The sequence below is a fragment of the Sphingomonas endophytica genome (assembly GCF_001476895.1).
Lineage (GTDB): Bacteria > Pseudomonadota > Alphaproteobacteria > Sphingomonadales > Sphingomonadaceae > Sphingomonas > Sphingomonas endophytica_A.
In genome coordinates, this window is sequence record NZ_LDTB01000067.1 from 1 (window position 1) to 25,480 (window position 25,480).

A 25,480-nucleotide genomic window follows, 5' to 3' on the forward strand; every position below is an offset into this window, starting at 1 on the left:
CGTCTCAACATTCGCAACATTCGCGTCCGCGATCACATCGTCCAGATCAGCACATTCCCCACCAGCACCACCGCCATCACCAGCATCAGCACGCCCTTCAACCGCTCGCGCCGCTTCACCAGCAGCCATCCGCCGCCGATCGCGCAGGCAATCGCCGCCAGCATCGCCACCGACGGCGCGGCGCCGGCAATCGCGCCCAGCGGCCCGGTCACGCGCCTTCCCCCGCCAGCACGCGCGCATAGTCGTCCATGTCGACATTCCCTCCCGACAGGACGACCAGCATGCCCGCCTCGACCGCGACCTGCCCGGACAGCAGCGCGGCCAGCGCCACCGCGCCCCCGGGCTCCACGACCAGCCGCAACTGCGCCGCCGCCCAGCGTTGCGCGTCGCGGATCGCGCGCTCGCTCACCGCCACCCCGGTCGCGTCGCGCCGCGACAGCACGTCGAAGGTCAGCGGCGACACGCGCGTCGTCTGCAACGCGTCGCAGGCGGTCGGCGGCGGGTTCGCGCCGACCGGCTCGATCCAGCTCGCCTCCAGACTGCGCCGCATGTCGTCCCAACCCTCCGGCTCGACCAGCGTTACCCGAGCCTCGGGCAGCGCCAGCGCGATCCCCGCCGCCAGCCCGCCGCCCCCGCACGGCACCACGACATGGCGGGGCGCGCCCAGTCCGGCGGCGTGCATCTGCGACGCCGCCTCGATCCCGGCGCTGCCCTGCCCCTCGATCACCCACGAATCGTCGAAGCTCGGGACCAACGTGGCACCGCGTGCCTCCGCCAGCCGGCCCGCGATCGCCTCGCGCGATTCGGTCGCGCGATCGTACGTCACCACCTCCGCCCCCAGCGCCAGCGTCGACTCGCGCTTCGCCTTGGGCGCATCGGCGGGCATCACGACCGTCGCCGCGATTCCCAGCCGCGCCGCCGCCCATGCGATCCCCTGCGCATGATTGCCCGACGAGAAAGCGACGACGCCTTTCCGGCGCGCTTCCGCGTCCATCGCGGTCAGCCGATGCCAGGCACCACGCACCTTGAACGCACCGATCGGCTGCACCGACTCCGCCTTCACCGTCACGTCCACGCCGTTGATATTCTTGATGAATATCGGTGTCACCGGCAGCACGGCGGCCACCTTCGCCGCCGCGTCCCTCACCCCCGCCCGGGTCGGTTGTCGCGTAATCGTCACAATTAAACCTTTCGTCGCAACTGGGACTTTACAAGCCCCGCGTGCGATCATATTTCGCGCCTCCGCTGCCCCATGGGACTTCCAACCGCAAGGCAGCTTTTTGTCACCGTATGCCGCAAGGCAATTGGAGGTCCCTTGAGTTGCACCAGCATCATCGCGCGCTGGGGTTAGCGCCCCTCTCGACCGTCTCCGCCGATCACGTCGCCGGGGCCATCGACATCGCTGCTCGTCGCCCGGTTCAGCCGGTGACGATCGTTCGTCCGCACGCCGCGGCACGGGCCGCCCGCTTCTTTACGGAGAAGTTTCCGGGCCGGACCATGTATGCGGTCAAGGCGAACCCGAGCCCGGACCTGCTACGCACGCTGTATGACAATGGCGTGACGACCTACGACGTCGCCTCGATCGCCGAGGTACGCCTGGTCGCGCGGACGTTGCCGGAGGCCACCTTGTGCTTCATGCACCCGGTGAAGGCCGAGGAAGCGATCGCCGAGGCGTATTTCACGCACGGCGTCCGCACCTTCTCGCTCGACAGCATGGAAGAGCTGGCGAAGATCGTGGCCGCCACCCGTGGCGCGACGGACCTTACCCTGTGCGTGCGTCTGCGCGTGTCGTCCGAACATTCGAAGCTCAGCCTGGGCGCGAAGTTCGGCGTCGCCCCGGACGAGTCGAAGGAACTGCTGATCGCCACCCGGCAGGTCGCCGATGCGCTGGGCATCTGCTTCCACGTCGGATCGCAGGCGATGACCCCGGACGCCTATGCCAGCGCGATGGAGCGCGTGCGTCAGGCGATCGTGGGCGCGGCGGTGACGGTCGACGTCATCGACGTCGGCGGTGGTTTCCCTTCGGCCTATCCGGGCATGACCCCGCCGCCGCTGGAGCGCTACTTCGAAACGATCCACCGCGCGTTCGAGAGCCTGCCGATCAGCTATTCGGCGGAACTCTGGGCGGAACCGGGCCGGGCGCTCAGCGCGGAATACAGCTCGGTCGTGGTGCGCGTGGAGCGTCGCCGTGGCGAGGAACTGTATATCAACGACGGTGCCTATGGCGCGCTGTTCGACGCGGCGCACATCGGCTGGCGCTATCCGGTCGCGCTGCTGCGCGAGCCGGAGTCGACCGTCCGCGATCACGCGTTCAGCTTCTGGGGTCCGACCTGCGACGACATGGACTATATGAAGGGTCCGTTCCCGCTGCCCGCGGACGTGACCGTCGGCGACTATGTCGAGGTCGGGATGCTCGGCGCCTATGGCGCGGCGATGCGCACCGCCTTCAACGGCTTCACCTCCGACGAGACGGTGGTCGCCACCGACGAGCCGATGGAGTCGCTCTACACCACGCTGCCGCAGCAGGTTACCGGCAACGTCGTGAAGCTGTAACGTTACGACTTCAGTGATCCGGTGACGGCGTGCGGACGATCCGCGCGCCGTCACCGTTCGGGTATTCGCGTCCCCTTTGAATGACGTGTCTTTCCCTGTGGGAGCCCCCATGACCGACACCACCATCAACGACACCCGGAAAGCGGAACTGCTGTCGAAGCAGGTCAAGCACATCGACATCAAGAGCTTCGACGCGCGCCCGATCGTCGACGCGATGAGCGACATGAGCTTCACCAGCCGCGACCTCGGCCGCGCGACGAAGATCTACAACCAGATGCTGGGCGACAAGGATTGCACCGTCGTCCTCGTCATCGCCGGTTCGACCTCGGCGGGCGGCTGCATGGACCTGTACGCGGAACTGGTGCGCAACAACATGGTCGACGTGATCGTCGCCACCGGCGCCACCATCGTCGACATGGATTTCTTTGAGGGGCTGGGCCACAAGCATTATCAGGCGCTGGAGGTGCCGGACGACGACACGCTCCGCTCGCTCTACATCGACCGCATCTACGACACGTATATCGACGAGGAGCAGCTTCAGGACTGCGACCATACGATCTACGAGATCTGCAACCGTCTGGAGCCGAAGGCCTATTCGTCGCGCGCCTTCATCCGCGAGATGGGCAAATATCTGGTCGAGAACGGCAAGAAGGAAAACAGCCTCGTCAAGCTCGCCTATGAGCATGACGTGCCGATCTTCTGCCCGGCGTTCGTGGACAGCTCGGCGGGCTTCGGCCTGGTGAAGCATCAGGTCGATCAGATGAAGGCCGGCAAGCCGTATCTGATGATCGACGCGGTCGCGGATTTCCGCGAACTGACCGACATCAAGATCAAGGCGGGGGAAACCGGCCTGCTGATGATCGGCGGCGGCGTGCCGAAGAACTTCATCCAGGACACCGTCGTCTGCGCCGAGATCCTTGGCCACGAGGACGTCGCGGTCCACAAGTACGCGGTGCAGATCACCGTCGCCGACGTCCGCGACGGCGCCTGCTCGTCCTCGACGCTGCAGGAAGCGGCGAGCTGGGGCAAGGTGTCGACCGCGATCGAGCAGATGGTCTTCGCCGAAGCCGGGTCGGTCATGCCGCTGCTGGCCTCGGACGCCTATCACCGTGGCCTCTGGAAGGATCGCCCGACCCGCAAGTGGGCGACGCTGTTCGACGCCAATTGACCTGATCGGGGGAAAGGACGCACGTCCTTTCCCCCGGTCACCCTACATTCCCGCGAAGGCGGAAATCCAGAACCTCTGCGGTTTCGTCGCTTGCGAGGGCCTGCGCATCTGGATCACCGCCTCGCGGGGATGACGGGGGCGATCCCGGCTGCCATATGTCTTCCGATCGAGAAAACGACGGAGGGACAGACGGATGCGGATCGACCGGCGAACATTGATCGGCGGTGCCGCCGGCCTCGCGACCCTCACCACCGACGCGCTGGCGCATGACGCCGCCACCACCGCCTGGCCACCACGCGAGCATATCAGCCTCTGGCCGAGGCGCCCGCCGAACAGCCCGCGCCGCCTGCCGACTCCCGATAACGAGATGAGCGGCCAGCCGCCGCGCCGCGAACTCCACCTGCGCGGCGTCGCCGAGCCGGTCGTCGGCGTCTACCGCCCCGAACGACCCGACGGCCGCGCGCTCCTGTCGCTTCCCGGCGGCGGCTATCGCTTCCTCTCGGTCGAGAACGAGGGGATCAACGTTGCCCGAACCTTCACGCCGAAGGGGGTGACCGTCTTCGTGCTCGCCTACCGGCTGCCCGGCGAAGGCTGGCTGGAGCCGCAGGACGTGCCGCTTCAGGATGCGCAGCGCGCGATGCGGCTGATCCGCGCCCGCGCCGCCGATTTCGCGATTGATCCGGCATCGCTGGGCGTGGTCGGCTTCTCGGCCGGCGGGTTGCTCGCCGCCAGCATCGCCACCGCCTGGCTCGATCCCGTCTATGAGAAGATCGATGCCGCCGACGACATCGTCGCCCGTCCCGCCTATGCCGGGCTGGTCTATCCGGTGATCTCGGGCGACATGATGCGCGTCGGCGCGCTGGGCGCGGCGCGCTTCGACACCGACCGCCGCGTCAATCGCGCCACGCCGCCGGTGTTCATCGCCCATGCGCTCGACGATCCGGTCGTGCCTGCCGCGCAACCGCTGGCGATGATGGCGGCATGTCAGGCCGCGCAGGTTCCGGTCGAGGCGCATTTCTTCCAGCAGGGCGGCCACGGCTTCGGCCCCGCCTATCTCCCGCCCGAACTGCCCGGATCGCGCTGGCCCGAGCTGTTCGACCTCTGGATCAGGCGGACGCTGGCCAGCCGAACAGCCGGCTGAGACAGCGCTCCAGGATCAGCAGCCGCCACAGCACGACCGCATGGTCCGCCTGTCCGCCGCGATGTTGCTCGGCAAGCTGCGCGAGCCGCTCGCGATCGAACCAGCCCAGTTCATCGAACAGCCGCGACCGCGCGAGGCCGGCGACGGCCTCCGCCAGCGGCCCCCGCAACCACGCGGCCACCAGCATGGGCGGCGCGGCGGCCGGCAACGGCGGCAGATGGTGTGCGAGGGCAGTCGCGAGCGGCGGTGTCCGTCCCGCCCGCACGCCGCGCGGCACCCCGGCGGCGACCGCGACGAACCGGTGGTCCGCGAACGGCGCGCGCCATTCGACGCCCGCCGCCATCCCGGCGCGGTCGGCGATCGCCAGATCACGCGCCGGCAGCCGGATCGCCAGCGTGGCATACAGCGCGCGGTCGAGCGGATCGTCCGCCCCGCTCGCGCGCATCGCCGCCGCGAAGCGTGCTTCGGGCCGGTGGTCCGCAAGCGCGCGTCGCACCCCGGCCGCGAACAGCCCGCGCCGCGCCTCGCGCGGCATCATCCCGATCGCAGCGGCATGGTCGGCCTCCGCCGCGCCCAGCAGCGCGTGCAGCGCCGCCGGAACGCCCGCCTTCTCCCGCCACCGCTGACGGCGCGCGAAGCGCTGCAAGCCCGCTTCGTCGTTCACTGCGCCGATCCCCGAAACGACCGACGTCGCACGCTCGCGCGCCGCCCCCGCCAGCAGCAGCGCGGTCAGCGCTCCCGGCAACGCGCACGGCTCGTCGAACGCCGCCGCCAGCAGCGGGAGCGCGCTCGCCACATCCGGCATACCCGTCGCCCGGTGCGCCGTCGCGAACCGCCGGGTGATCGCCGCCGCCTCCGTTTCGGCGACGGTCGGCACGGCCCGGGCGCTCGCCTCCGCCAGCAGGGCGACGACCGCCGCATCCGCCACTCCGCCGTCCAGCAAGGCGACCGGCGCAACGCCGCGCGCCGCCTCTCCGATCACGCGCCGCGCCGCCGGCAGGACCGCGTCGACCCCGACCGCCGCGCCGATGGAGGGTCGCCACCATGCTCGCGCCGGGCGTGCCGGCCGCCCGCGTTCGATCAGCAGGAAATGCCCCGCCGGCACCTTCTGCACACCCGCGACCACACAGCCGTCATCCGGGACATATCCCAGCGCCAGATAATCGTCGATCGCCACCACGTCCGGTGCACCGCGCAACAGCGGATGCGCCAGCAACCCGCGCAGCTCCGACGCGAACGCCAGCGCCCCGTCGGACAAGGTGGCATGGAACAGCGGCTTGGCCCCCAGCCGATCGCGCGCCAGGAACAGCGTCTGCGTCGCCGCGTCATGCACGGCGAACACGAACGCGCCCTCCAGCCGGTCGAGCAGCGACGGTCCCCACGCCGCAAAGCCGTGCAACAACACCTCGGCATCGCCCTCGCCTGGGACGACCTGCCCCAGCGCGCGCAGTTCCTCCCGCAGGTCCGCATGGTTCAGGATCGTGCCGTCGAGCATCAGCGCATAGCGCAGGTCGGGCGTCGCCACCGGCTGCACCGCCGCCGCGCCGCCGATCACCGCCAGCCGCCGATGCGCGAAGCCGACGCCCGGCGCGGTCCACTCGCCGGCACCGTCCGGCCCGCGATGCGCCATCGCCAGCGCCATCGCGCGCACCCGCGCCGGGTCGACGGGCTTCGGCGTGGCGGGATGAAACAGGCCTGCGATCCCGCCCATTCAGCGCCCGCCCCGCGTGTCCGCCCGGCGACGCGCCGGCCTGCCGCTCCGTTGCATGTCCCTACGCCCTTACGCACCCGATACCGGCGCGCCCGCTACCACGCCGGGCGGCGTTCAGCGACCCCGAACCGGGGGACGCCGTCGCGGCGCGGCGTCGGATCGCCGCCGGACCAGCGTGTGGTCCAGCATCACCCGTTTGCAGGTCATGCGCCCCTGACCGCGCCGCTCGAACAACATGGCGGCGAGCAACTCGACCGCCGCGCGGCTCATGTCCGCGATCGGCTGTCGGATCGTGGTCAGCTCCGGCCAGATCGTCGTCGCCAGCGCGCTGTCGTCGAAGCCGCAGACGGTCAGGTCGCCCGGCACCTCCAGCCCGCGCCGGTGCGCGATCGCGACCGAGGCCGCCGCCATGTCGTCATTGCTCGCGAAGATCGCCGACGGCGGGTCCGGCAGGTCGAGCAGTTCCTCGGCCGCCTCCAATCCGGAGCGATAGCTGAACAGACCCTTTACGACCAGGGCGTCGTCCGGCGCGATGCCATGCTCCGTCAACGCGGCGCGATAGCCCGCCAGTCGCTCGCCGCTGGCGAGGATATTGTCGTTGCCGGTGATGAAGCCGATCCGTTGATGCCCCAATGCCAGCAGATACGTCGTCATCTCATGCGCCGCCGCGCGGTCGTCGATCGCGACCGCCCCGACGTCGTCGGGTGGCGCGGGGGTCGCGACCACCACCGTGGGTACCCCGGCTTGCTGAAGAACCTTGCGGACGATCGGCGAGTCGCAGAGCGGCGGCGGAAGGACGATGCCGTCGATTCCGCCGTTGATCAACCGTTCGGCCACCTCGCCCTCGTGATCGCCCAGATCGCATTTCTGCACCACCAGCTGGATATCCGCGCGCCCGGCCTGATCCAGGCTGCCGAGCAGGAAGGCGCTCAGATACGCCTCGCTGGGATTGCTGAACAACAGGCCGATCCGCACCTGCGCGCCCCCCGCCAGCCGTCGCGCCGCCGGATTGGGGGCATAGTCGAGCTGCCTGATCGCGGCGTTCACGGCATCGCGCGTCTGCGCGCGGACATTGCTTTCCGAATTGATGACCCGCGACACGGTCATCGGCGACACCCCCGCCAGACGCGCCACGTCGGCGATCGTCGGCACGCCTGAGTGCCGCTTGCGTTTCTCCCCCGTCATGCCGTCGTGTCTAGCAGGATGGTTGCTCCGGGTAAGCCAGAGATCGCGAAAATGATGATAGCGTTCCCACAATGGGTCGCATAATCGTGACGCGACAGTGTGCGGGGAGGATCGGACGATGAAGCGTTGGGCGCGTGTGGCATTGGCGGGATGGCTGGCGACGGTGGCGGGAACGGCCCCGGCCCAGGTGGCGCATCCGGATCGATGGCCGGCCGCCAAAAGCCCCGGCCTGGTCGATCCCGCGACCGAGGCGAAGGTGACCGCGCTGATGCGCACCATGTCGCTGGAGGAAAAGATCGGGCAGATGATCCAGGCCGATATCGGCTCGATCAAGCCCGAAGATCTGCGCCGCTATCCGCTCGGCTCGATCCTGGCGGGCGGCAGCTCGCCGCCGCTCGGCAGCCCGGATCGCTCGCCCGCCGCCGCCTGGGTGGCGACGTCGCGTGCGTTCAACGCGGTCGCGATGGAAAAGCGCGCCGGGCATAATGCCATTCCGCTGATGTTCGGGGTCGATGCGGTCCACGGCGACAACAACGTCGTCGGCGCGACGCTCTTCCCGCACAACAGCGCGCTCGGCGCGATGCACGATCCGGCGCTGATCCGGCAGATCGGCGCGGCGACCGCGGCGGAGACGGCGGCGGCGGGGATCGACTGGGCGTTCGGCCCGACGCTGGCGGTGCCGCAGGACGATCGCTGGGGCCGCACCTATGAAGGCTATTCCGAGGATCCCGCACTCGTCGCCTCCTACGCGGGCGCGATGATCGAGGGATTGCAGGGCACGCCCGGCCAATGGGGTATCCAGCGCGGCCATGTCGCGGCCAGCGCCAAGCATTTCCTCGGCGACGGCGGGACGAAGGGCGGCGTGGATCAGGGCGACACGCAGGTCGATGAAGCCACGCTGATCCGCATCCACAGCGCGGGCTATCCGGGCGCGATCAAGGCGGGCACGATGACCGTCATGGCCAGCTTCTCCAGCTGGAACGGCGCGAAGATGCACGGCAACCGCTCGCTGCTGACCGACGTGCTCAAGGGACGGATGGGCTTCGACGGCTTCGTCGTCGGCGACTGGAACGGCCATGGTCAGGTGCCCGGCTGCACCAACGTCACCTGTCCGCAGACCTTCAACGCCGGGCTCGACATGGCGATGGCACCGGACAGCTGGAAGGGCATGTTCGACTCGACCCTCGCCGCCGCGAAGGCGGGGACGATCCCGATGACGCGCATCGACGATGCGGTGCGCCGCATCCTGCGCGTCAAGATGAAGCTCGGCCTGTTCGACCCCGCCCGCCCCTATGAGGCGAAGCCGGGCGAGATCGGCGCGCCCGCGCACCGCGCCGTCGCGCGCGAGGCGGTGGCCAAGAGCCTGGTCCTGCTCAAGAACAACGGTGTGCTGCCGGTGAAGGCCAGCGCCAACATCCTCGTCGCGGGCGACGCGGCCGATCAGATCGCGCGCCAGGCCGGAGGCTGGACGCTGTCGTGGCAGGGCGACGGCAACACCAACGCAGACTTCCCCGGCGCGACCTCGATCTATGCCGGGATCGCGGCGGCGGCGAAGGCGGGCGGCGGCACCGCCACCCTGTCGCCGGACGGCAGCTTCACCACGAAGCCCGACGTCGCGATCGTCGTGTTCGGTGAGCAACCCTATGCCGAGATGCGCGGCGATATCCGCACGCTGGAGTTCGAAGCGGGCGACAAGCAGGCGCTGGCGCTGCTCAGGAAGCTGAAGGCGGCGGGCGTGCCGACCGTCTCGGTGTTCCTGTCGGGCCGTCCGCTCTGGGTGAACCCGGAGCTGAACCAGTCGGATGCGTTCGTCGCGGCGTGGTTCCCCGGCTCGGAAGGCGAAGGCGTCGCCGACGTGCTGGTCGGCGGCAAGCGCGACTTCACCGGCCGCCTGTCGTTCAGCTGGCCGAAGACCGCCAGCCAGTTCACGCTCAACAAGGGCGCGCCCGGCTACGACCCGCTGTTCCCGCTCGGCTACGGACTCAGCTACGCGAAAGGCGGTATGGTACCGTCGCTGTCGGAGGAGGCCGGGGTCGACGCCAGCCTCGCCAACACCAGCCTGTTCTTCGCGCGCGGCAAGGTGCCCGCGCCGTTCGCGCTGTCGCTTGACCCGAGCGTCACCGCGACCCCGGTCGACAGCGCCACCGCGCAGGAAGGCGCGGTGCGGCTGACGTGGAAGGGTGCGGGGACCGCGAAGATCACCGGCCCGGCGATGATGCTGGAGCGTGAGACGAACGCCGACCTCAACCTCCAGATCAGCTACCGCATCGACACGCCCGCCACCGCGCCGGCCTTCCTGTCGCTGGGTGACGGGCGCCTTAACGTGACGGAAGCGACCGACCGGTCGCCCGGATGGCATGTCCTGCGCGTGCCGCTCAAATGCTTCCGCGATCATGGCGCGGCGATGGCGGCGGTGACCACCCCGTTCGCGATCACCGCCGATGCGCCGCTGTCGGTGTCGATCGCCGACGTGCGGCTCGCGACCGATCCCGCCGGTGCGGTGTGCCCGAAGTGAGCGCGTCTTTGACCCGCCGCGCGATGCTGGGCGCGATCACCGCCACCCCGCTGCTGCCCGGTATCGCCGCGGCGCAGGCGGCCGACGACACGATCGCGCTCTGGCCCGGCTCGCCGCCGGGGGCGCCCGCCTCGCTGCCCGTTCGCAAGGTCGAGCAGCGATCGAAGGATCCGGCGTTCAACGATCGCTGGCTGACCGGGATCGCGATGCCGACGCTCACCGTTCGTCGCCCCGCGCGACCGACCGGCGCGGCGGTGATGCTGGTCCCCGGCGGCGGATACGGCTTCCTCGCCTGGGATAACGAGGGCGAGGAACAGGCCCGCTGGCTGACCGCGCGCGGCGTTACCTGCTACATCCTCACCTATCGCCTGCCGGGCGAAGGCTGGGCGAAGCGTGCGCTGGTGCCGTTGCAGGACGCGCAGCGCGGGATGCGCGTGATCCGCGTGCGCGCCGCGCGCGACGGCGTCGATCCGAACCGCATCGCCGTGCTCGGCTTCTCGGCGGGCGGGCATCTGGCCGGCAGCCTCGCCACCCGTCATGCGGAGCCGACCTATGCGCCGGTCGATGCCGCCGACCGGCTGTCGGCGCGCCCCGACCTCGCTGGGCTGATCTATCCGGTGGTGTCACTGGTCGCGCCCTTCACGCATGTCGGCTCGCGCGACAATCTGCTCGGCAAGCCCTCCGACGACACGGCGCGCCGCGCGGCCTCGGTCGAGACGCATGTCGATGCACAGAGTGCCCCGGTTTTTCTCGTCCATGCCAGTGACGACGGCATCGTTCCGATCGAAAACAGCCTGAGCCTCTACCGGATTCTGCTGGCGGCGAAGCGCCCGGCGGAGCTGCACGCCTTCGACAAGGGCGGCCACGGCTTCGGCGTCCGTCTGCCGAAGGACACCCCCGCCGCCGCCTGGCCGACCTTGTTCACGGCCTTCGCGACGCACTTGGGCGTGTTCCCACCGACGCCCCCCTCCTGAACGGATGGGTGACAGACCGCACGGATGACGGAAGGATTCGGGTCAGGACGTATCATAGTCCCGGACACCCGCACGATCACAAGCGTTCCCGACCCACCCGCTCCCCTGACGACGAGTTCCCGTGAAAACCCTTTCCTTCCTTATACTTGCGACGACAGGCGCCGCGCCAGCGCTCGCGCAGCAGGCCGATATCGTCGTCACGGGCCGTGGCCTGGCCGAGCGCCCCGGCGATCGTACCGCGGACGTGGTGACGATCGACGCCGGCCGTATCGCGGAAAACGCCGCCAACCGGCTGGAGAGCGTGCTCGGCGATGTGGCCGGACTCCAGCAGTTCCGCCGCTCGGACTCGCGCTCCGCCAATCCGACCAGCCAGGGCATCTCGCTGCGCGGGATCGGCGGCAATGCGTCCAGCCGCGCGTTGCTGGTGCTCGACGGCGTGCCGCAGGCCGATCCGTTCGGTGGCTGGGTGCCCTTCCCCGCCTATGCCGCCGACCGTATCGGCCTGATCCGCGTCACGCGTGGCGGGGGCAGTGGCTATTTCGGCCCCGGCGCGCTGGCCGGGACGGTCGAGATCGAAAGCGCCGGCCCAGCGACGCAAACCCCGCTCGTCGCCGACCTCACCTATGGCAGCCGCAACTCGATCGACGCCAGCGCCTCGGCATTGCTCGCGCGCGGTCCCGGCTTCGCCACACTATCGGCAGCCTACGCGCGCGGCGACGGCTTCACCCCCACCGTCGCCGAAGCACGCGGCCCCGCCGACGGCCCCGCTCCCTACGAACAATTCTCCGCCGCCGCGCGCGGGGTGATCGCCATCGCTCCCGATACCGAGCTACAGGCGAATGTCTCCGGCTTCACCGACACGCGTGAGCGGGGCACCGCCTTTACCCGCAACCGCAGCGAGGGCGCGGACGCCAGCCTGCGTGTCGTCGGGCGGGGCACGCTCGGCTGGTCGGCGCTCGCCTATGTCCAGACCCGCGCCTTCGCGTCGCAATTCGCCAGCGTCAACGCCGCGCGCAGCACCTCCACCGCGACGCTCGACCAGTACAACACCCCAGCGACCGGGGTCGGCGGCCGCCTCGAACTGGTTCCGTCCCTCGGCAAGGGCCGCGACCTCCGCCTCGGCGCGGACGTGCGCCGCGTCGACGGCCGGACGCAGGAATTCTACACCTATGTCGACGCGCGCCCGACACGGCGGCGTGTCGCGGGCGGCAGCGCGCTGACCTGGGGCCTGTTCGGCGACGGCAGCCTCCAGAGCGGTGACGTCACGCTCACGCTCGGTGGCCGCGTCGATCGCTGGCGGCTATCGGACGGCCAGTTGCGCGAGGCGACATTGGCAACGGGGGCACCACTGACTGCCACCGACTTCGCGACACGCAGCGGCACCGAATGGACCGGGCGCGTCGGAGGGGCATGGGCGGTCGCCGCGCCGCTGACGGTGCGCGCATCCGCCTATCGCGGCTGGCGGCTGCCGACGCTCAACGAACTCTATCGCCCGTTCCGGGTCGGCGCGGATGCGACCGCCGCCAACGCCGCGCTGTCGCCCGAGCGGCTGAACGGCATCGACGGCGGTGTCACGCTGACCCCGGTCGCCGGGGTCAGCATCACCGCGACCGCTTTCTGGAACCGGCTCGACGGCGCGATCGCCAATGTCACCGCCGGACGCGGGCCTGGCACCTTCCCGGGCGTCGGCTTCGTCGCCGCGAACGGCGTGTACCGTGTCCGGCAGAACCTCGACGCGATCCGATCTACCGGCGTGGAGTTCGACGCGCGCTGGGATCACGGCCCGCTCTTCGCCCAAGCCTCATGGAGCCGCGTCGACCCCCGCGTCCGCGCGCCCGGCACGCCGCTCGACGGCCTTCGTCCCGCGCAGACTCCGCGCGATCTGATCTCGACCGCGCTGGGCTGGCGGCGCGATGGCGCGGCGATCACGGCGACGCTGCGCCACGCCGCGCGGCAGTTCGAGGACGACCAGAATAGCCGCGCGCTCGCCCCGGCGACGACGCTCGACACCTATCTCGCGCTGCCGGTGACACGCGCCGTCGCACTGGAATTGCGCGCCGAAAACCTGTTCGACGAGCGGGTGGAGGCGGGCGTCAGCGGCGCGAACGTCGTCGAACGCGCGACACCCCGAACGATATGGGTCGGCCTGAAGGTGCGCGGCTAGAAGGGCGCGACCGCTCCAACGCCACTTGCGTCACCCCGGACTCGGTCCAGAATGACGCCTGAGTGCGGAAGGTTACGCCCGTTTCTTATCGAAGGGGAGCAGCATACCTGACACCACCCGCGACCTCACTCCACCGTCACGCTCTTCGCCAGATTGCGCGGCTGGTCGACATCGGTGCCCTTGGCCACCGCGACATGATACGCCAGCAACTGCACCGGCACCGCATAGACGATCGGTGCGATCAGCGGGTGAACCTTGGGCATGGTGATCGTCGCGACACAGCCCTCGCCCGCCGCCTCGACCCCATCGTAATCGCTGATGAGCAGCACCTTGCCGCCGCGCGCCTGCACTTCCTGCATGTTGCTGACCGTCTTGTCGAACAGCGGCCCCGAAGGCGCGATGACGACGACCGGCACGTTCTCGTCGATCAACGCGATCGGCCCGTGCTTCATCTCGCCGGCCGCATAACCTTCGGCGTGGATGTAGCTGATTTCCTTGAGCTTCAACGCACCTTCCAGCGCCAGCGGATAGTCGGTCCCGCGCCCCAGATACAGCACGTCGCGGGCGCCCGCGATCACGCCCGCGATCGCCTCGATCGATTCATCATAGGCGAGCGCGCCATTGATCGCGGCGGGTGCCTCCGCCAGCTGGCGGACGATGCTGCGTTCCTCGCTCTCGCTCAGCCGCCCCTTCGCCTTGGCGAGATTGGCAGCCAGTGCGGCCAGCACCGCAAGCTGGCAGGAGAAAGCCTTGGTCGAGGCGACGCCGATCTCCGGACCGGCGTGCGTCGGCAGCAGCAGGTCGGCCTCGCGCGCCATCGTGCTGGTCGGCACGTTGACGACCACCGCGATCGTTTGCCCTTCGCTGCGCGCATGGCGCAACGCGGCAAGCGTGTCGGCGGTCTCGCCCGACTGGCTGATGAACAGCGCCAGCCCGCCCTCTTCCATCACCGGCGCGCGATAACGAAACTCGCTGGCGACATCCAGATCGACCGGCACGCGCGCGAATTGCTCGAACCAGTATTTGGCGACCATGCCCGCGTAGAAGCTGGTGCCGCACGCGACGATCGTCACGCGGCGGATACCCGACAGGTCGAATTCGGGGATCGGCAGCACGATCTGCCCCTCGAACCGCTGAAGGTAGCTGCGCAGCGTCTGCGCGACCACGATCGGCTGTTCGTAAATCTCCTTCTGCATGAAGTGGCGGTGGTTGCCCTTGTCGATCAGCGCGCCGGTGACGCCCGAGATCGTGACCGGGCGCTCCACGGCCACATTGGCGCGGTCATAGACCTGCGTGCCGTCGCGCGCGCAGACGACCCAGTCGCCCTCCTCCAGATACGCGATCCGCTGCGTCAGCGGGGCCAGCGCCAACGCGTCGGACCCCAGATACGTCTCGTCCTCGCCATAGCCGACCACCAGCGGCGAGCCGAGCCGCGCGCCGATCAGCAGGTCCGGGTGGCTGCGGAACAGGATCGCCAGCGCGAACGCGCCGTGGAGACGCGGCAGCACCTCGCGCACCGCCTCGATCGGGGTCTTTCCGCCCTCGACCTGCTCGCTGATCAGGTGCGCGACCACCTCGGTATCGGTCTCGCTGGTGAACACCCGGCCGCGCGCCTGCAATTCCTCGCGCAGCGGCTTGAAGTTCTCGATGATGCCGTTGTGGACGACCGCGACCTCGTCGGTGGCATGCGGGTGCGCATTGTTGGTGGTCGGGCCGCCGTGCGTCGCCCAGCGCGTGTGCGCGATCCCGGTCGTGCCGGGCAGCGGATGCGCGGCGAGTTCCTTGCCCAGATTGACCAACTTGCCCGACGCGCGCCGCCGCTCGATCGCGCCGTCGACGATCGTCGCGATCCCGGCCGAGTCATAGCCGCGATATTCCAGCCGCTTCAGCCCGTCGAGCAGGCGATCGGCCACGTCGTCATGACCCAGGATACCAACGATACCGCACATCTTACTGGCCCTTCTTCTTCGCCGTCATCGCAGCGCGAAAGCGCTTCGCCCAACCGCCGCGCTCTTCCTGCCGGCCGCGTGCCAACGCAAGTGAATCCGCCGTAACGTCCCGGACAACAACGGAACCTGCCGCGACGATCGCGCCGTCACCGACCGTGACCGGCGCGACCAGCGCACTGTTCGATCCGATGAACGCGCCCGCGCCGATCACGGTGCGATATTTGAAGAAGCCGTCATAATTGCAGGTGATCGTGCCCGCGCCGATGTTCGCGCCCGCGCCGACTTCCGCGTCGCCGATATAGGTCAGGTGATTGACCTTCGCGCCGACACCGACGCTCGACTTCTTGATCTCGACGAAATTGCCGACCTTGGCCTTTTCGGCCAGCACCGCGCCGGGGCGCAGCCGGGCATAGGGGCCGACGTCCGCCGTCGCGCCGATCACGGCCCCCTCGATATGGCTGAAGGCGCGGATCGTCGCGCCATCCGCCACGGTCACGCCGGGACCGAACACCACGTTCGGCTCGATCACGACGTCGCGCCCCAGCACGGTATCATGCGCGAACCACACCGTCTCCGGCGCGATCAGCGTCACGCCATCGGCCATCGCCTGCGCGCGCCGGACCTGCTGCCACGCCGCCTCGACCGCCGCGAGTTCACCACGGCTGTTGACGCCGGCGACCTCGCCCGCGTCCGCCTCGATCACCGCCGCGCTGCCCGACAGTTCGACGATATCGGTCAGGTAATACTCGCCCGCCGCATTGTCGTTGCCGAGGTTCTTCAGCAACGCGAACAGGTCCGCCGATCGCGCCGCCATCAACCCGGTGTTGCACAGCGTCACCGCGCGCTCCTCCGCGCTGGCGTCCTTGAACTCGACGATCTTCTCCAGCCGGTCGCCGCCCCCGGCGACGATCAACCGCCCATAGGCACCCGGATCGGCCGGTCGGAACCCCAGCACCACCACCGACGGCGCATCGTCGGCGTTCAGCCGCTCGATCATCGCACGCATCGTCTCGGCCCGGACCAGCGGCACGTCGCCGTACAGGATCAGCACGTCGCCGTCGAAACCCGTCAGCGCGTCCTCGGCCTGCATCACCGCATGGCCGGTGCCGAGCTGTTCGGCCTGCACCGCGAGTCTGGCCCCCAGCGGCGCGACCGCCGCCTCGACCTGTTCGCGCCCCGCGCCCGTCACCACCACCGTCCGCTCCGGCGACAAGGTATCGGCGGCGGCCAGCAGATGCAGCAGCATCGGGCGCCCCGCGATCGGGTGCAGCACCTTGTGCAGGTCGGATTTCATGCGGGTGCCCTTGCCCGCGGCGAGGACGACGACGGCGATCTTGCGGCTCGACATGCGCACGCCCTGCCACCCTTTGCTTGCCAATTCCAGTATGGCGGGGCAACGCGCCAACGATCATGACCAGCTTTCCTTTCGCCATCGTCGGGCTCGACCTCGACGGCACGCTGCTCGATACCTCGGGTGATCTCGCCGCCGCGCTGAACCACGCGCTGTCCTCCGCGGGACGACCGACGCTCTCCGTGGAGCAGGTGAAGCCGATGATCGGCGGCGGCGCACGGCATATGCTGGCGCAGGGGATGGCGGCGACCGGCGGATGTACGGAGGCGGAGCTGGACGTGCTGCAGCGCCGGCTGCTCGACCATTACCAGGCGAACATCGCGGTCCTCACCCGTCCCTTCCCGCACGCGCTGGACGCGCTCGATCGGCTGGCGGCGATGGGCGTCCGGCTGGCGATCGTCACCAACAAGCTCGAATCGCTCGCACGGCAGGTGCTGGAAGAACTCGACCTGACGCGTCGCTTCGCCGCGATCATCGGCGGCGACACGATGGGGCCGGGCAAGGGCAAGCCGTCGCGTATCCCGATCGATGCCATGATCGAACGCTGCGGCGGCGGACGCGCGGCCTTCGTCGGCGATTCGATCTACGACATTCGTGCCGCGCACGCCGCCGGACTGCCGGCCATCGCCTGCTCCTTCGGCTTCCTGATGCAGCCGATCGAGGAACTGGAGGCGGATGCGATCATCCACGGTTTCGACACGCTGATCCCGACGCTGGAGCGACTGGCATGACCCAGGTGCGCCTTCCCTTCCTGATCGCGCTGGTCCTCGCGCTCGCCTTCGCGATCTACATGGCGATCAATCCGCACCCTGCGGTACAGGTGGAGGTGTACGACAAATGGCAGCATATGGCCGCCTTCGGCACGCTGACCCTGTTGTCGGTGCTGGCCTTTCCGCACGCGTCGCTGCTGCGCGTCGGCGAACGGCTGTCGTTCCTGGGCGCGATGATCGAGGTGGTGCAGTCGATCCCGGCGCTGCACCGCGACTGCGACATCATGGACTGGGTGGCCGACACCGCGATCATCGTCGGCGTGCTGGTGGTGGTGCGGATCGGGCGCGGGATGCAGCGCCGCTGACGACGCCCCCTGCCGCTCCGCATCGCGCTGCGCTATCGAGGCATTCGTGATCGACGAACTTCCCCTGCGCACCTGGCTGGCGGTCGCCATCGCGGCGGCGACCGCGCTGGTCGTTTTCCTGCTGTCGCGCGACGCGCAGGCGGCGCTGGCGGCGCTGGCGGGCGGGGCCGCGCTGGTCGTCATCATCGCCACTATCCCCGAGGAATCGGCCGCGGACGACGTCCCCGATACCGCGCCGGTGCCCGACCTGCCCTCCGGCGCGATCGTCGAGGCGATCGCCGAGCCGGTGCTGGTCCTGCGCGGCGGGCGGGTCACGATCGCCAACGGCGCCGCGCGTCGGCTGCTGGGCGACCATATCGTCGGCGAGGATGCCCGGGTCGCGATCCGCCACCCGGGTGCCGCCGAGCATCTGGCCGACGGCTCGTCGCAGCCGGTCGATCTGGTCGGGATCGGCACGCTGGACCAGCATTGGCAGATGCACGCCGCGCCGATCGCGGACGATGCGCGGCTGGTGCATCTGGTCGATCGCACCGGCCAGTATGCCGCCGAGCGGATGCGCGTCGATTTCGTCGCCAACGCCAGCCACGAACTGCGCACCCCGCTCGCCTCGATCCTGGGTTATGTCGAGACACTGGCGGACGAGGCCGGCGAGGATCCCGGCCTGCGACAACGCTTCCTGGGGATCGTGTTCGACGAGGCGCGGCGCATGGAGCGGCTGGTCGAGGATCTGATGAGCCTGTCGCGGATCGAGTCGGAGAAGTTCCGCGAGTTGCGCACCGCCATCGACCTGGGAGCGATCGCGCGGGAGACGTGCGACACGCTGGCGACCACGCATGGCGACCGCGGCGTCGATATCCGTCTCGATCTGGCGGACGACCTGCCGCCGGTCACGGGCGATCAGGTGCAATTGTCGCAGCTTCTCCACAACCTGATCGGCAATGCGATGAAGTATGGCCGCGCCGGCACCCCGGTTGAGGTCACGCTGGAGTCGGGCCCGCAGAGCGTCTGCCTGACCGTCGCCGATCAGGGAGAGGGCATTCCGCCCGAACATCTGCCGCGCCTGACCGAACGCTTCTATCGCGTCGATCCGGGCCGGAGCCGTTCGCTGGGGGGCACCGGGCTGGGGCTCGCCATCGTCAAGCATATCGTCGAGCGGCATCGCGGACGGCTGAACATCGCCAGCACGGTCGGCGTCGGCACGCGCGTGATGGTCACGCTGCCCGCCGCACCGGGGGCGCTGTCATGAAGGCGTAACTTCAATGTCACACGGCGCGCGGGATGAGGGCCGCCGCGTCGGCGATCGCCCGTTCGGGGGATGTATGTCGCGCTTCGTCCAGGCGCTCGCAGCCATGCTGCCGCTCGCTTGTGCGGGCGGGCTGGCGGCGTGCGTGGATCAGGCGGCGGGTGGCGGCACCGGATCGCGCGACCAGATCACCGCGGTCGGCTCCTCCACCGTTTATCCGTTCACGACGATCGTCGCCGAACAATATCTGGCCAACAATCCGCAAGCGCGCCCGCCGGTCGTCGAGTCGACCGGCACCGGCGCGGGGTTCAAGCTGTTCTGCGCCGGGATCGGCGCCGCGCATCCCGATATCGAGGATGCGTCGCGCCGGATGCGTCGCCGCGAATATGACGCCTGCGCGCAGCGCGGCGTGGCGGCGATCATGGAGGTGCAGATCGGCATCGACGGGATCGCCTTCGCCGAGGCGCGCGACGGCCCCGGCATGGCCCTGACCCCCGCCGACATCTATCGCGCGCTGGCCGCCGCGCCGCTCGGGCGGCGCAATGCCGCGCGGCTGTGGCGCGACGTGAACCCGGCATTGCCCGCGATCCCGATCCAGGTCTATGGGCCGCCCGCGACCAGCGGGACGCGCGACGCGCTGGCCGAGTTGATCATGGCCAAGGGGTGCGAGGCGATCGAGCCCGACACGGTGGCGCTCCACGACCGTGATCTCAACGCCTTCGCCGCACGCTGCCAGCGCATCCGCGAGGACGGCGCGTACATCGACGCGGGCGAGAACGACAATCTGATCGTCCAGAAGCTGCGGGGGAACCCCGATGCGCTCGGCATTTTCGGTTATGGCTATCTCGAGGAAAATAGCGATGTCGTGCGCGGCGTGGCGCTGAACGGCGTGACGCCCACCTATGCGACGATCGCCGGCGGCACCTATCCGGGGGCGCGGCCGCTCTTCATCTACGTGAAGAAGGCGCATGTGCATGCCATTCCGGGCCTGCGCGCGTTCCTGCGCCAATATGCCGCTTTGTGGGGCGCCGACGGGCCGCTCGTGAAGCGCGGGCTGATCGCTGCGCCGCTCGCCGTTCAACGGCGGTCGAGCGCGATCATCGCCAACGAAGTCGCGCTCGATCCGCGGGAGCTGCCCTGATGTCGGCGCTGGCGCTGCTGTTCCTGATCGCCGCGCTGGGGCTGATCGGCTGGATCGTGGCGCGCGCGCGCGCGCTGCGGTTCCGCGCCTCCCCGACGCGGCGCTTCAGCTCGCTGCCGCAGCATCACGGCTGGTTCGTCGCCATGTGGACCTTGCTGCCGGCGCTGGTGTTCCTGGGCATCTGGCACGTAACCGCGCCCGCGCTGGTGACCGACGCGGTGATCGCCAGCCCGGCGGCCGCGACCCTGCCCCCGCCGGGACTGGATCGCGCGGCGATCCTGTCGGAGGCGCGCAACCTCGCCAACGGCGACGCCTATGGCGCCTTCCACCCCATGTCAGAAACCCTCGCGCCGCTCTACGCGCGCGAACAGTCCCGCCACGACTGGACCGCGACGGCCATCGCGCTGCTGCTGGCGTTCGCAGGCGGCGCGCTGGCGTTCCTGCGCGTGCGGCCGGGCTTTTCGGCCCGAACGCAGGTGGAGCGGGTCGTCATGGGGCTGCTGCTGGTCGCGTCATTGATCGCGATCCTGACGACGATCGGCATCATTGCCTCGCTGCTCGTCGAAAGCGCGCGCTTCTTCCAGATCGTGCCGATCACCCAATTCCTGTTCGGCACCCACTGGAGCCCGCAGGTGATCGACGCGCGCGATCCGGGCGCGTCGCTGGGCGCGGTGCCGCTGTTCTGGGGGACGTTCTTCATCGGCGCGATCATCGCGATGGCGGTCGCGGTACCGCTGGGCCTGATGAGCGCGATCTATCTGACGCAATATGCGCGCCACACCACGCGCCGCTGGATGAAGCCGATGCTGGAGGTGCTCGCGGGTGTCCCCACCGTCGTCTACGGCTATTTCGCGGCGTTGACGGTCGCGCCGGCCGTCCGGGATCTGGGCGTGGCGCTGGGCATTCGCTGGGCGTCGTCGGAAAGCGCGCTGGCGGCGGGGGTGGTGATGGGGGTGATGATCATCCCGTTCGTCTCATCGATGGCCGACGACTCGCTGTCCGCCGTCCCGGCGGCGATGCGCGACGGCAGTCTGGCGATGGGCGCGACCCAGTCGGAGACGATCCGCCGCGTGCTGGTGCCCGCCGCGCTGCCCGGCGTCGTCGGCGGCGTCCTGCTGGCGGTCAGCCGCGCGATCGGGGAGACGATGATCGTCGTCATGGCGGCGTCCGGTGTCGCGTCGCTGACGCTCAACCCGTTCGCCAGCACGACGACCGTCACCAAGCAGATCGTCGACCTGCTGACCGGCGAGGCCGAGTTCGACTCGGCGAAGACGCTGGCGGCCTTCGCGCTGGGCTTGACGCTGTTCGTCATCACGCTGCTGCTCAACGTCGTCGCGCTGATCGTGGTGCGCCGCTATCGTGAGTCGTATGAATAAGCCGGTCGCGCCTCCCGCCCCGGCCGAGCGCCGCCCCACCGACTGGCAGACGCCGGCGATGCAGCGCCGCATTCGCCGCCGCTATGCGGCCGAGCGGCGTTTCCGGCTGCTGGGGCTGGCGGCGGTGTTCCTGTCGGCGGCGTTCCTGCTCTACCTGCTGGCGACCATGATCGGCCAGGGCGCGAGCGGCTTCACCGAGACGCGCATCGCGCTGCCGCTCGACCTGAGAGGGCGCGTCGTCGTGAACCCGGCGCGGCTGAACGGCGCGGGCGCGGATCTGGCGCTGGCCGGTGCCGGCCTGGAAAACGCGGTCGATGCCGCCGCCAACGCCGCTTACCCGCGACAGGGCGGCGCCACTCTTCTCTCCGACGGCGCGTGGCTGCGCGTGCGAGACGCGATCAAGCGGGATCCGGCGCTGCTCCGCACGCCCACGACGATCGACGTGCCGGTCGCGAGCGCGATCGACATGGCGTACAAGGACGATGGTGATGCAGCGTCCGAAGCGGCGGTTGCCGCATTGCGCCCGCATCTGTCGCGCGAGCTGAACCGTGGGTTCTTCGCCGGATCGGACGCGACGGACCCGACGCGGGCGGGCATCTGGGGCGCGCTGAAGGGGTCGTTGCTGACGATGATCGTCACCTTGGGCCTCGCCTTCCCGATCGGCGTGCTGTCGGCGCTGTACCTGGAGGAATATGCACCGCGCAATCGCTGGACCGACCTGATCGAGGTGTCGATCAACAACCTCGCCGCCGTGCCCTCGATCATCTTCGGGCTGCTGGGCCTCGCGGTGTTTCTCGGCACGTTCCACATGCCGCGCTCGGCGGCGGTAGTGGGTGGGCTGACGCTGGCACTGATGACGATGCCGGTGATCGTGATCGCCGGGCGAAACGCGATCACCGCGGTGCCGCCGTCGATCCGCGACGCCGCGCGCGCGCTGGGCGCGTCGCCGATCCAGGTCGTGTTCCACCACGTCCTGCCGCTCGCGCTGCCCGGCATCCTGACCGGCACGATCATCGGCATGGCGCGCGCATTGGGCGAGACCGCGCCGCTGCTGATGATCGGGATGCGCGCCTTCATCGCCGCGCCGCCCGGCAAGCTGACCGATCCGGCCACCGTCCTGCCGGTACAGATCTTTCTCTGGTCCGACGAGGTGCAGAAGGGCTTCGTCGAGAAGACCTCCGCCGCGATCATCGTCCTGCTGGTCGTGCTGCTGGCGATGAACGGCGTCGCGATCTACCTTCGCAACCGCTTCGAGACCCGCTGGTAATGAACCATATCGCGCCCAAGATGACCGCTACCGGGGTCAACGTCTTCTACGGCCGCAAGCAAGCGATCCGCGACGTGTCGATCGATGTGCCGCGTGAGGACGTGACGGCGTTCATCGGCCCGTCGGGCTGTGGCAAGTCGACCTTCCTGCGCACGCTCAACCGCATGAACGACACCATTCCCGGCGCCCGCGTCGAAGGCGACGTGCGGATGGACGGCGAGGACATCTACGCCAGGTCCATGGATGTCGTGCAGCTCCGCGCGCGTGTCGGCATGGTGTTCCAGAAGCCCAACCCCTTCCCCAAGTCGATCTTCGAGAATGTCGCCTATGGTCCGCGCATCCATGGCCTCGCGCGCTCCAAGGCCGATCTCACCCAGATCGTCGAACGGTCGCTGACGCGTGCGGGGTTGTGGAACGAGGTAAAGGATCGCCTGTCCGAAAGCGGCACCGCCTTGTCGGGCGGCCAACAGCAGCGGCTCTGCATCGCGCGCGCGATCGCGGTCGATCCGGAGGTGATCCTGATGGACGAGCCGTGCTCGGCACTCGATCCGATCGCCACCGCCAAGATCGAGGAGCTGATCCACGAACTGCGCGGCCGCTATGCAATCGTGATCGTCACCCACAACATGCAACAGGCGGCGCGCGTCAGCCAGCGGACCGCCTTCTTCCATCTCGGCCAGCTGGTCGAATACGGCGACACGTCGGACATCTTCACGAACCCGCGTCAGGATCGGACGAAGGACTACATCACTGGCCGGTACGGCTGAGGACTGACATGGCGAACTCGCAGGAACATACCGTAAAGGCTTTCGATCAGGACATCGGCCAGTTGCGCGGGCTGATCTCGCAAATGGGCGGGCTGGCCGAAAGCGCGATCGCCGAGGCGATGGTCGCGCTGCAACGCGGCGACGCGGTACTGGCGGCGCGGATCGCCGCCGATGACAAGAAGATCGACGCGATGGAAGCGGAGGTCGAGCGGACCGCCGTGCGCATCATCGCGTTGCGCGCGCCGATGGCCGACGATCTGCGTGAGGTGATCGCGGCGCTGAAGATCGCAAACGTGATCGAACGGATCGGCGATTATGCCAAGAACATCGCGCGCCGCGTGCCGCAGCTCGAAAGCGATCACCGCATCGAGCCGATCTCGATCCTGCCCGCGATGGGGCGGATGGCGGCCGCGATGGTGCATGACGCGCTGAACGCCTTCGCCGCACGCAATCCGCAGGGTGCGCTGGCGGTATGCGAGAGCGACAATGCGCTCGACGATTTCTACGACAGCATCTTCCGCACGCTGGTGACCTACATGGTCGAAAACCCGAAGACGATCGGCCAGTGCGCGCATCTGCTGTTCGTCGCCAAGAACCTCGAGCGGATCGGTGATCACGCCACCAACGTCGCCGAGATGGTCTATTTCGCCGCTACCGGAGAGCGGCTCGTGGAACGCGAAAAGGGAGTCGACTGATGGCCAAGGCGCGCATGTTGCTGGTGGAGGACGACGCCAGCCTCGCCGAGCTGCTGGTGTGGCATTTCACCCGTGAGCATTTCGACGTGCAGCACACGATCGACGGCGAGGAGGCGCTGCTGCTGGCACGCGAGACGCCGCCCGACATCGTCCTGCTCGACTGGATGGTGGAAGGGATTTCGGGAATCGAGGTCTGCCGCCGCCTGCGCCGCGCCGCTGAAACGCAGAATGTGCCGATCATCATGCTGACGGCGCGTGGCGAGGAGGAGGACCGCGTGCGCGGGCTGGAAACGGGCGCCGACGATTACGTCACCAAGCCGTTTTCGCCGCGTGAGTTGGTGGCACGCGTCGGTGCGGTGCTGCGCCGCGTGCGCCCGGCGCTGGCGGGCGAGCAGCTGACCTACGCCGATCTGGAGATGGACACGGTCGGCCACAAGGTACGGCGCGGTGGCGACGTGGTCGCGCTCGGGCCGACGGAGTTCCGTCTTCTCAAGCACTTCCTGGAACATCCCGGGCATGTCTTCTCGCGTGAGCGATTGCTGGACAGTGTCTGGGGCCATGACAGCGATATCGAAAGCCGCACCGTCGACGTACATATTCGCCGGCTGCGCAAGGCGATCAATGAAGGCGGGCGTCCCGACATTATTCGCACGGTGCGTTCGGCCGGATATGCTCTCGATACGGGGCATTGATCCGCCGTTTCGTCGATGCGCAGCCGCAACGATGGACCCTTTCCCTGTCGTGGGGCGTTGGCCGACCCGCGTGATCAAAGCGCGTTTCTGACCGAACGCACACGGCAGGAGAGATAAAAGATGAAGACCATTCTTCTCGCGGCAGCAGCCGTGATCGCCATTCCCACGATGGCCGTCGCGCAGGACGCTCCGCAGACCACGACCGCGCCGGATGCGAGCACCGCGCCCGCTGCTGATCCGGCTGCCCCCGCGGCCGATACGACCGGGTCGGCGATGACGACTCAGGCCGATCCGAACGCGACCATGCCGCCCGCAACCGATGCGATGACGCCGCCGCCCGCGACCGACACGACCGGCGCGGCGCCGGCTGGCGGCGCGATGGGCACCGAAACGGCGGGCGGTTACCAGCCGTCGCAGCCGGCGATCTCCGGTACGCCGCAGCCGGGCGCGACCGTGCGCTTCCAGCCCGCGCCGTCGCCGTCGCAGGCCTTCCCGCCGCCGGCGGCGGAAGCC

Annotated in this window: 22 protein-coding genes; 16 read left to right on the forward strand and 6 right to left on the reverse strand. The window is 69.2% G+C overall.

All coding sequences use genetic code 11. The annotated features are described in order from the left end of the window. Positions 1-32: 32 nt before the first annotated feature. Positions 33-212: a hypothetical protein gene (locus NS334_RS14405; RefSeq protein WP_058756654.1), complete on the reverse strand. Its 180-nt coding sequence runs from the start codon at positions 210-212 to the stop codon at positions 33-35. After that, complete coding sequence (locus NS334_RS14410) at positions 209-1,180, reverse strand: threonine ammonia-lyase (RefSeq protein ID WP_241491966.1); 972 nt, start codon at positions 1,178-1,180, stop codon at positions 209-211. The genes NS334_RS14405 and NS334_RS14410 overlap by 4 nt, the downstream gene beginning before the upstream one ends. Before the next feature lie 140 nt (positions 1,181-1,320). Between NS334_RS14410 and NS334_RS14415 the strand changes: the two genes are divergently transcribed. From NS334_RS14415 to NS334_RS14425, 3 genes are all read left to right on the forward strand, one after another. Continuing rightward, positions 1,321-2,553 carry a type III PLP-dependent enzyme gene (locus tag NS334_RS14415; RefSeq protein ID WP_083500503.1) on the forward strand — a complete coding sequence of 411 codons (1,233 nt, stop codon included), beginning with the start codon at positions 1,321-1,323 and terminating at the stop codon, positions 2,551-2,553. Between the two features lie 109 nt (positions 2,554-2,662). Then, complete coding sequence (locus NS334_RS14420; protein WP_058756656.1) at positions 2,663-3,721, forward strand: 1,9-bis(guanidino)-5-aza-nonane synthase; 1,059 nt, start codon at positions 2,663-2,665, stop codon at positions 3,719-3,721. A 193-nt stretch (positions 3,722-3,914) separates the two neighbouring features. Next, on the forward strand, positions 3,915-4,862 hold the full coding sequence (locus NS334_RS14425; RefSeq protein WP_058756657.1) for an alpha/beta hydrolase: 948 nt from the start codon (positions 3,915-3,917) through the stop codon (positions 4,860-4,862). On the opposite strand, the gene NS334_RS14430 is transcribed toward NS334_RS14425, so the two are convergent. Together NS334_RS14430 and NS334_RS14435 are read right to left on the reverse strand one after the other, a co-directional pair. Further along, entirely contained in the window at positions 4,828-6,573 is a 1,746-nt protein-coding gene (locus tag NS334_RS14430; RefSeq protein WP_058756658.1) for an asparagine synthetase B family protein, read from the reverse strand. The two genes, NS334_RS14425 and NS334_RS14430, sit on opposite strands and share 35 nt — an antisense overlap. Before the next feature lie 114 nt (positions 6,574-6,687). Continuing rightward, on the reverse strand, positions 6,688-7,758 hold the full coding sequence (locus NS334_RS14435) for a LacI family DNA-binding transcriptional regulator (RefSeq protein WP_058756659.1): 1,071 nt from the start codon (positions 7,756-7,758) through the stop codon (positions 6,688-6,690). A gap of 118 nt (positions 7,759-7,876) precedes the next feature. On the opposite strand from NS334_RS14435, the gene NS334_RS14440 reads away from it, so the two are divergent. From NS334_RS14440 to NS334_RS14450, 3 genes are all read left to right on the forward strand, one after another. After that, positions 7,877-10,273, forward strand: coding sequence for a glycoside hydrolase family 3 protein (locus tag NS334_RS14440; protein ID WP_058756660.1), 2,397 nt, complete (start codon positions 7,877-7,879; stop codon positions 10,271-10,273). A 23-nt stretch (positions 10,274-10,296) separates the two neighbouring features. Beyond that, on the forward strand, positions 10,297-11,247 hold the full coding sequence (locus NS334_RS14445) for an alpha/beta hydrolase (protein WP_058756674.1): 951 nt from the start codon (positions 10,297-10,299) through the stop codon (positions 11,245-11,247). Between the two features lie 121 nt (positions 11,248-11,368). Next, entirely contained in the window at positions 11,369-13,411 is a 2,043-nt protein-coding gene (locus tag NS334_RS14450; RefSeq protein WP_058756661.1) for a TonB-dependent receptor, read from the forward strand. 125 nt (positions 13,412-13,536) lie between these two features. Here NS334_RS14450 and glmS read toward each other — a convergent pair whose 3' ends face one another. Both glmS and glmU read right to left on the reverse strand, forming a co-directional pair. Continuing rightward, positions 13,537-15,360 (reverse strand): glutamine--fructose-6-phosphate transaminase (isomerizing), encoded by a 1,824-nt coding sequence (gene glmS / locus NS334_RS14455; protein WP_058756662.1) that lies wholly within the window; start codon positions 15,358-15,360, stop codon positions 13,537-13,539. Between the two features lies 1 nt (position 15,361). After that, positions 15,362-16,708: a bifunctional UDP-N-acetylglucosamine diphosphorylase/glucosamine-1-phosphate N-acetyltransferase GlmU gene (gene glmU, locus NS334_RS14460; protein ID WP_058756663.1), complete on the reverse strand. Its 1,347-nt coding sequence runs from the start codon at positions 16,706-16,708 to the stop codon at positions 15,362-15,364. A gap of 62 nt (positions 16,709-16,770) precedes the next feature. Between glmU and NS334_RS14465 the strand changes: the two genes are divergently transcribed. From NS334_RS14465 to NS334_RS18705, 10 genes are all read left to right on the forward strand, one after another. Next, positions 16,771-17,442 (forward strand): HAD-IA family hydrolase, encoded by a 672-nt coding sequence (locus NS334_RS14465; protein ID WP_058756664.1) that lies wholly within the window; start codon positions 16,771-16,773, stop codon positions 17,440-17,442. After that, positions 17,439-17,786, forward strand: a complete 348-nt coding sequence (locus NS334_RS14470) for a hypothetical protein (protein WP_058756665.1) — start codon at positions 17,439-17,441, stop codon at positions 17,784-17,786. Before NS334_RS14465 ends, NS334_RS14470 begins: the two co-directional genes overlap by 4 nt. A 46-nt stretch (positions 17,787-17,832) precedes the next feature. After that, positions 17,833-19,032 carry an ATP-binding protein gene (locus NS334_RS14475; RefSeq protein WP_058756666.1) on the forward strand — a complete coding sequence of 400 codons (1,200 nt, stop codon included), beginning with the start codon at positions 17,833-17,835 and terminating at the stop codon, positions 19,030-19,032. A 73-nt stretch (positions 19,033-19,105) separates the two neighbouring features. After that, entirely contained in the window at positions 19,106-20,170 is a 1,065-nt protein-coding gene (locus NS334_RS14480; protein WP_058756667.1) for a substrate-binding domain-containing protein, read from the forward strand. Further along, positions 20,170-21,546 carry a phosphate ABC transporter permease subunit PstC gene (gene pstC / locus NS334_RS14485; protein WP_058756668.1) on the forward strand — a complete coding sequence of 459 codons (1,377 nt, stop codon included), beginning with the start codon at positions 20,170-20,172 and terminating at the stop codon, positions 21,544-21,546. Before NS334_RS14480 ends, pstC begins: the two co-directional genes overlap by 1 nt. Positions 21,547-21,604: 58 nt before the next feature. Continuing rightward, complete coding sequence (gene pstA / locus NS334_RS14490) at positions 21,605-22,813, forward strand: phosphate ABC transporter permease PstA (protein WP_428835060.1); 1,209 nt, start codon at positions 21,605-21,607, stop codon at positions 22,811-22,813. Next, a complete protein-coding gene (gene pstB, locus NS334_RS14495; protein ID WP_058756670.1) occupies positions 22,813-23,580 on the forward strand; it encodes a phosphate ABC transporter ATP-binding protein PstB in 768 nt (255 codons plus the stop codon). The genes pstA and pstB overlap by 1 nt, the downstream gene beginning before the upstream one ends. Before the next feature lie 8 nt (positions 23,581-23,588). After that, positions 23,589-24,275 carry a phosphate signaling complex protein PhoU gene (gene phoU / locus NS334_RS14500; RefSeq protein WP_058756671.1) on the forward strand — a complete coding sequence of 229 codons (687 nt, stop codon included), beginning with the start codon at positions 23,589-23,591 and terminating at the stop codon, positions 24,273-24,275. Continuing rightward, entirely contained in the window at positions 24,275-24,967 is a 693-nt protein-coding gene (gene phoB, locus NS334_RS14505; protein WP_022686745.1) for a phosphate regulon transcriptional regulator PhoB, read from the forward strand. Before phoU ends, phoB begins: the two co-directional genes overlap by 1 nt. Positions 24,968-25,087: 120 nt before the next feature. Further along, positions 25,088-25,480: hypothetical protein (locus NS334_RS18705; protein WP_058756672.1), on the forward strand; the 393-nt coding region annotated here is incomplete at its 3' end.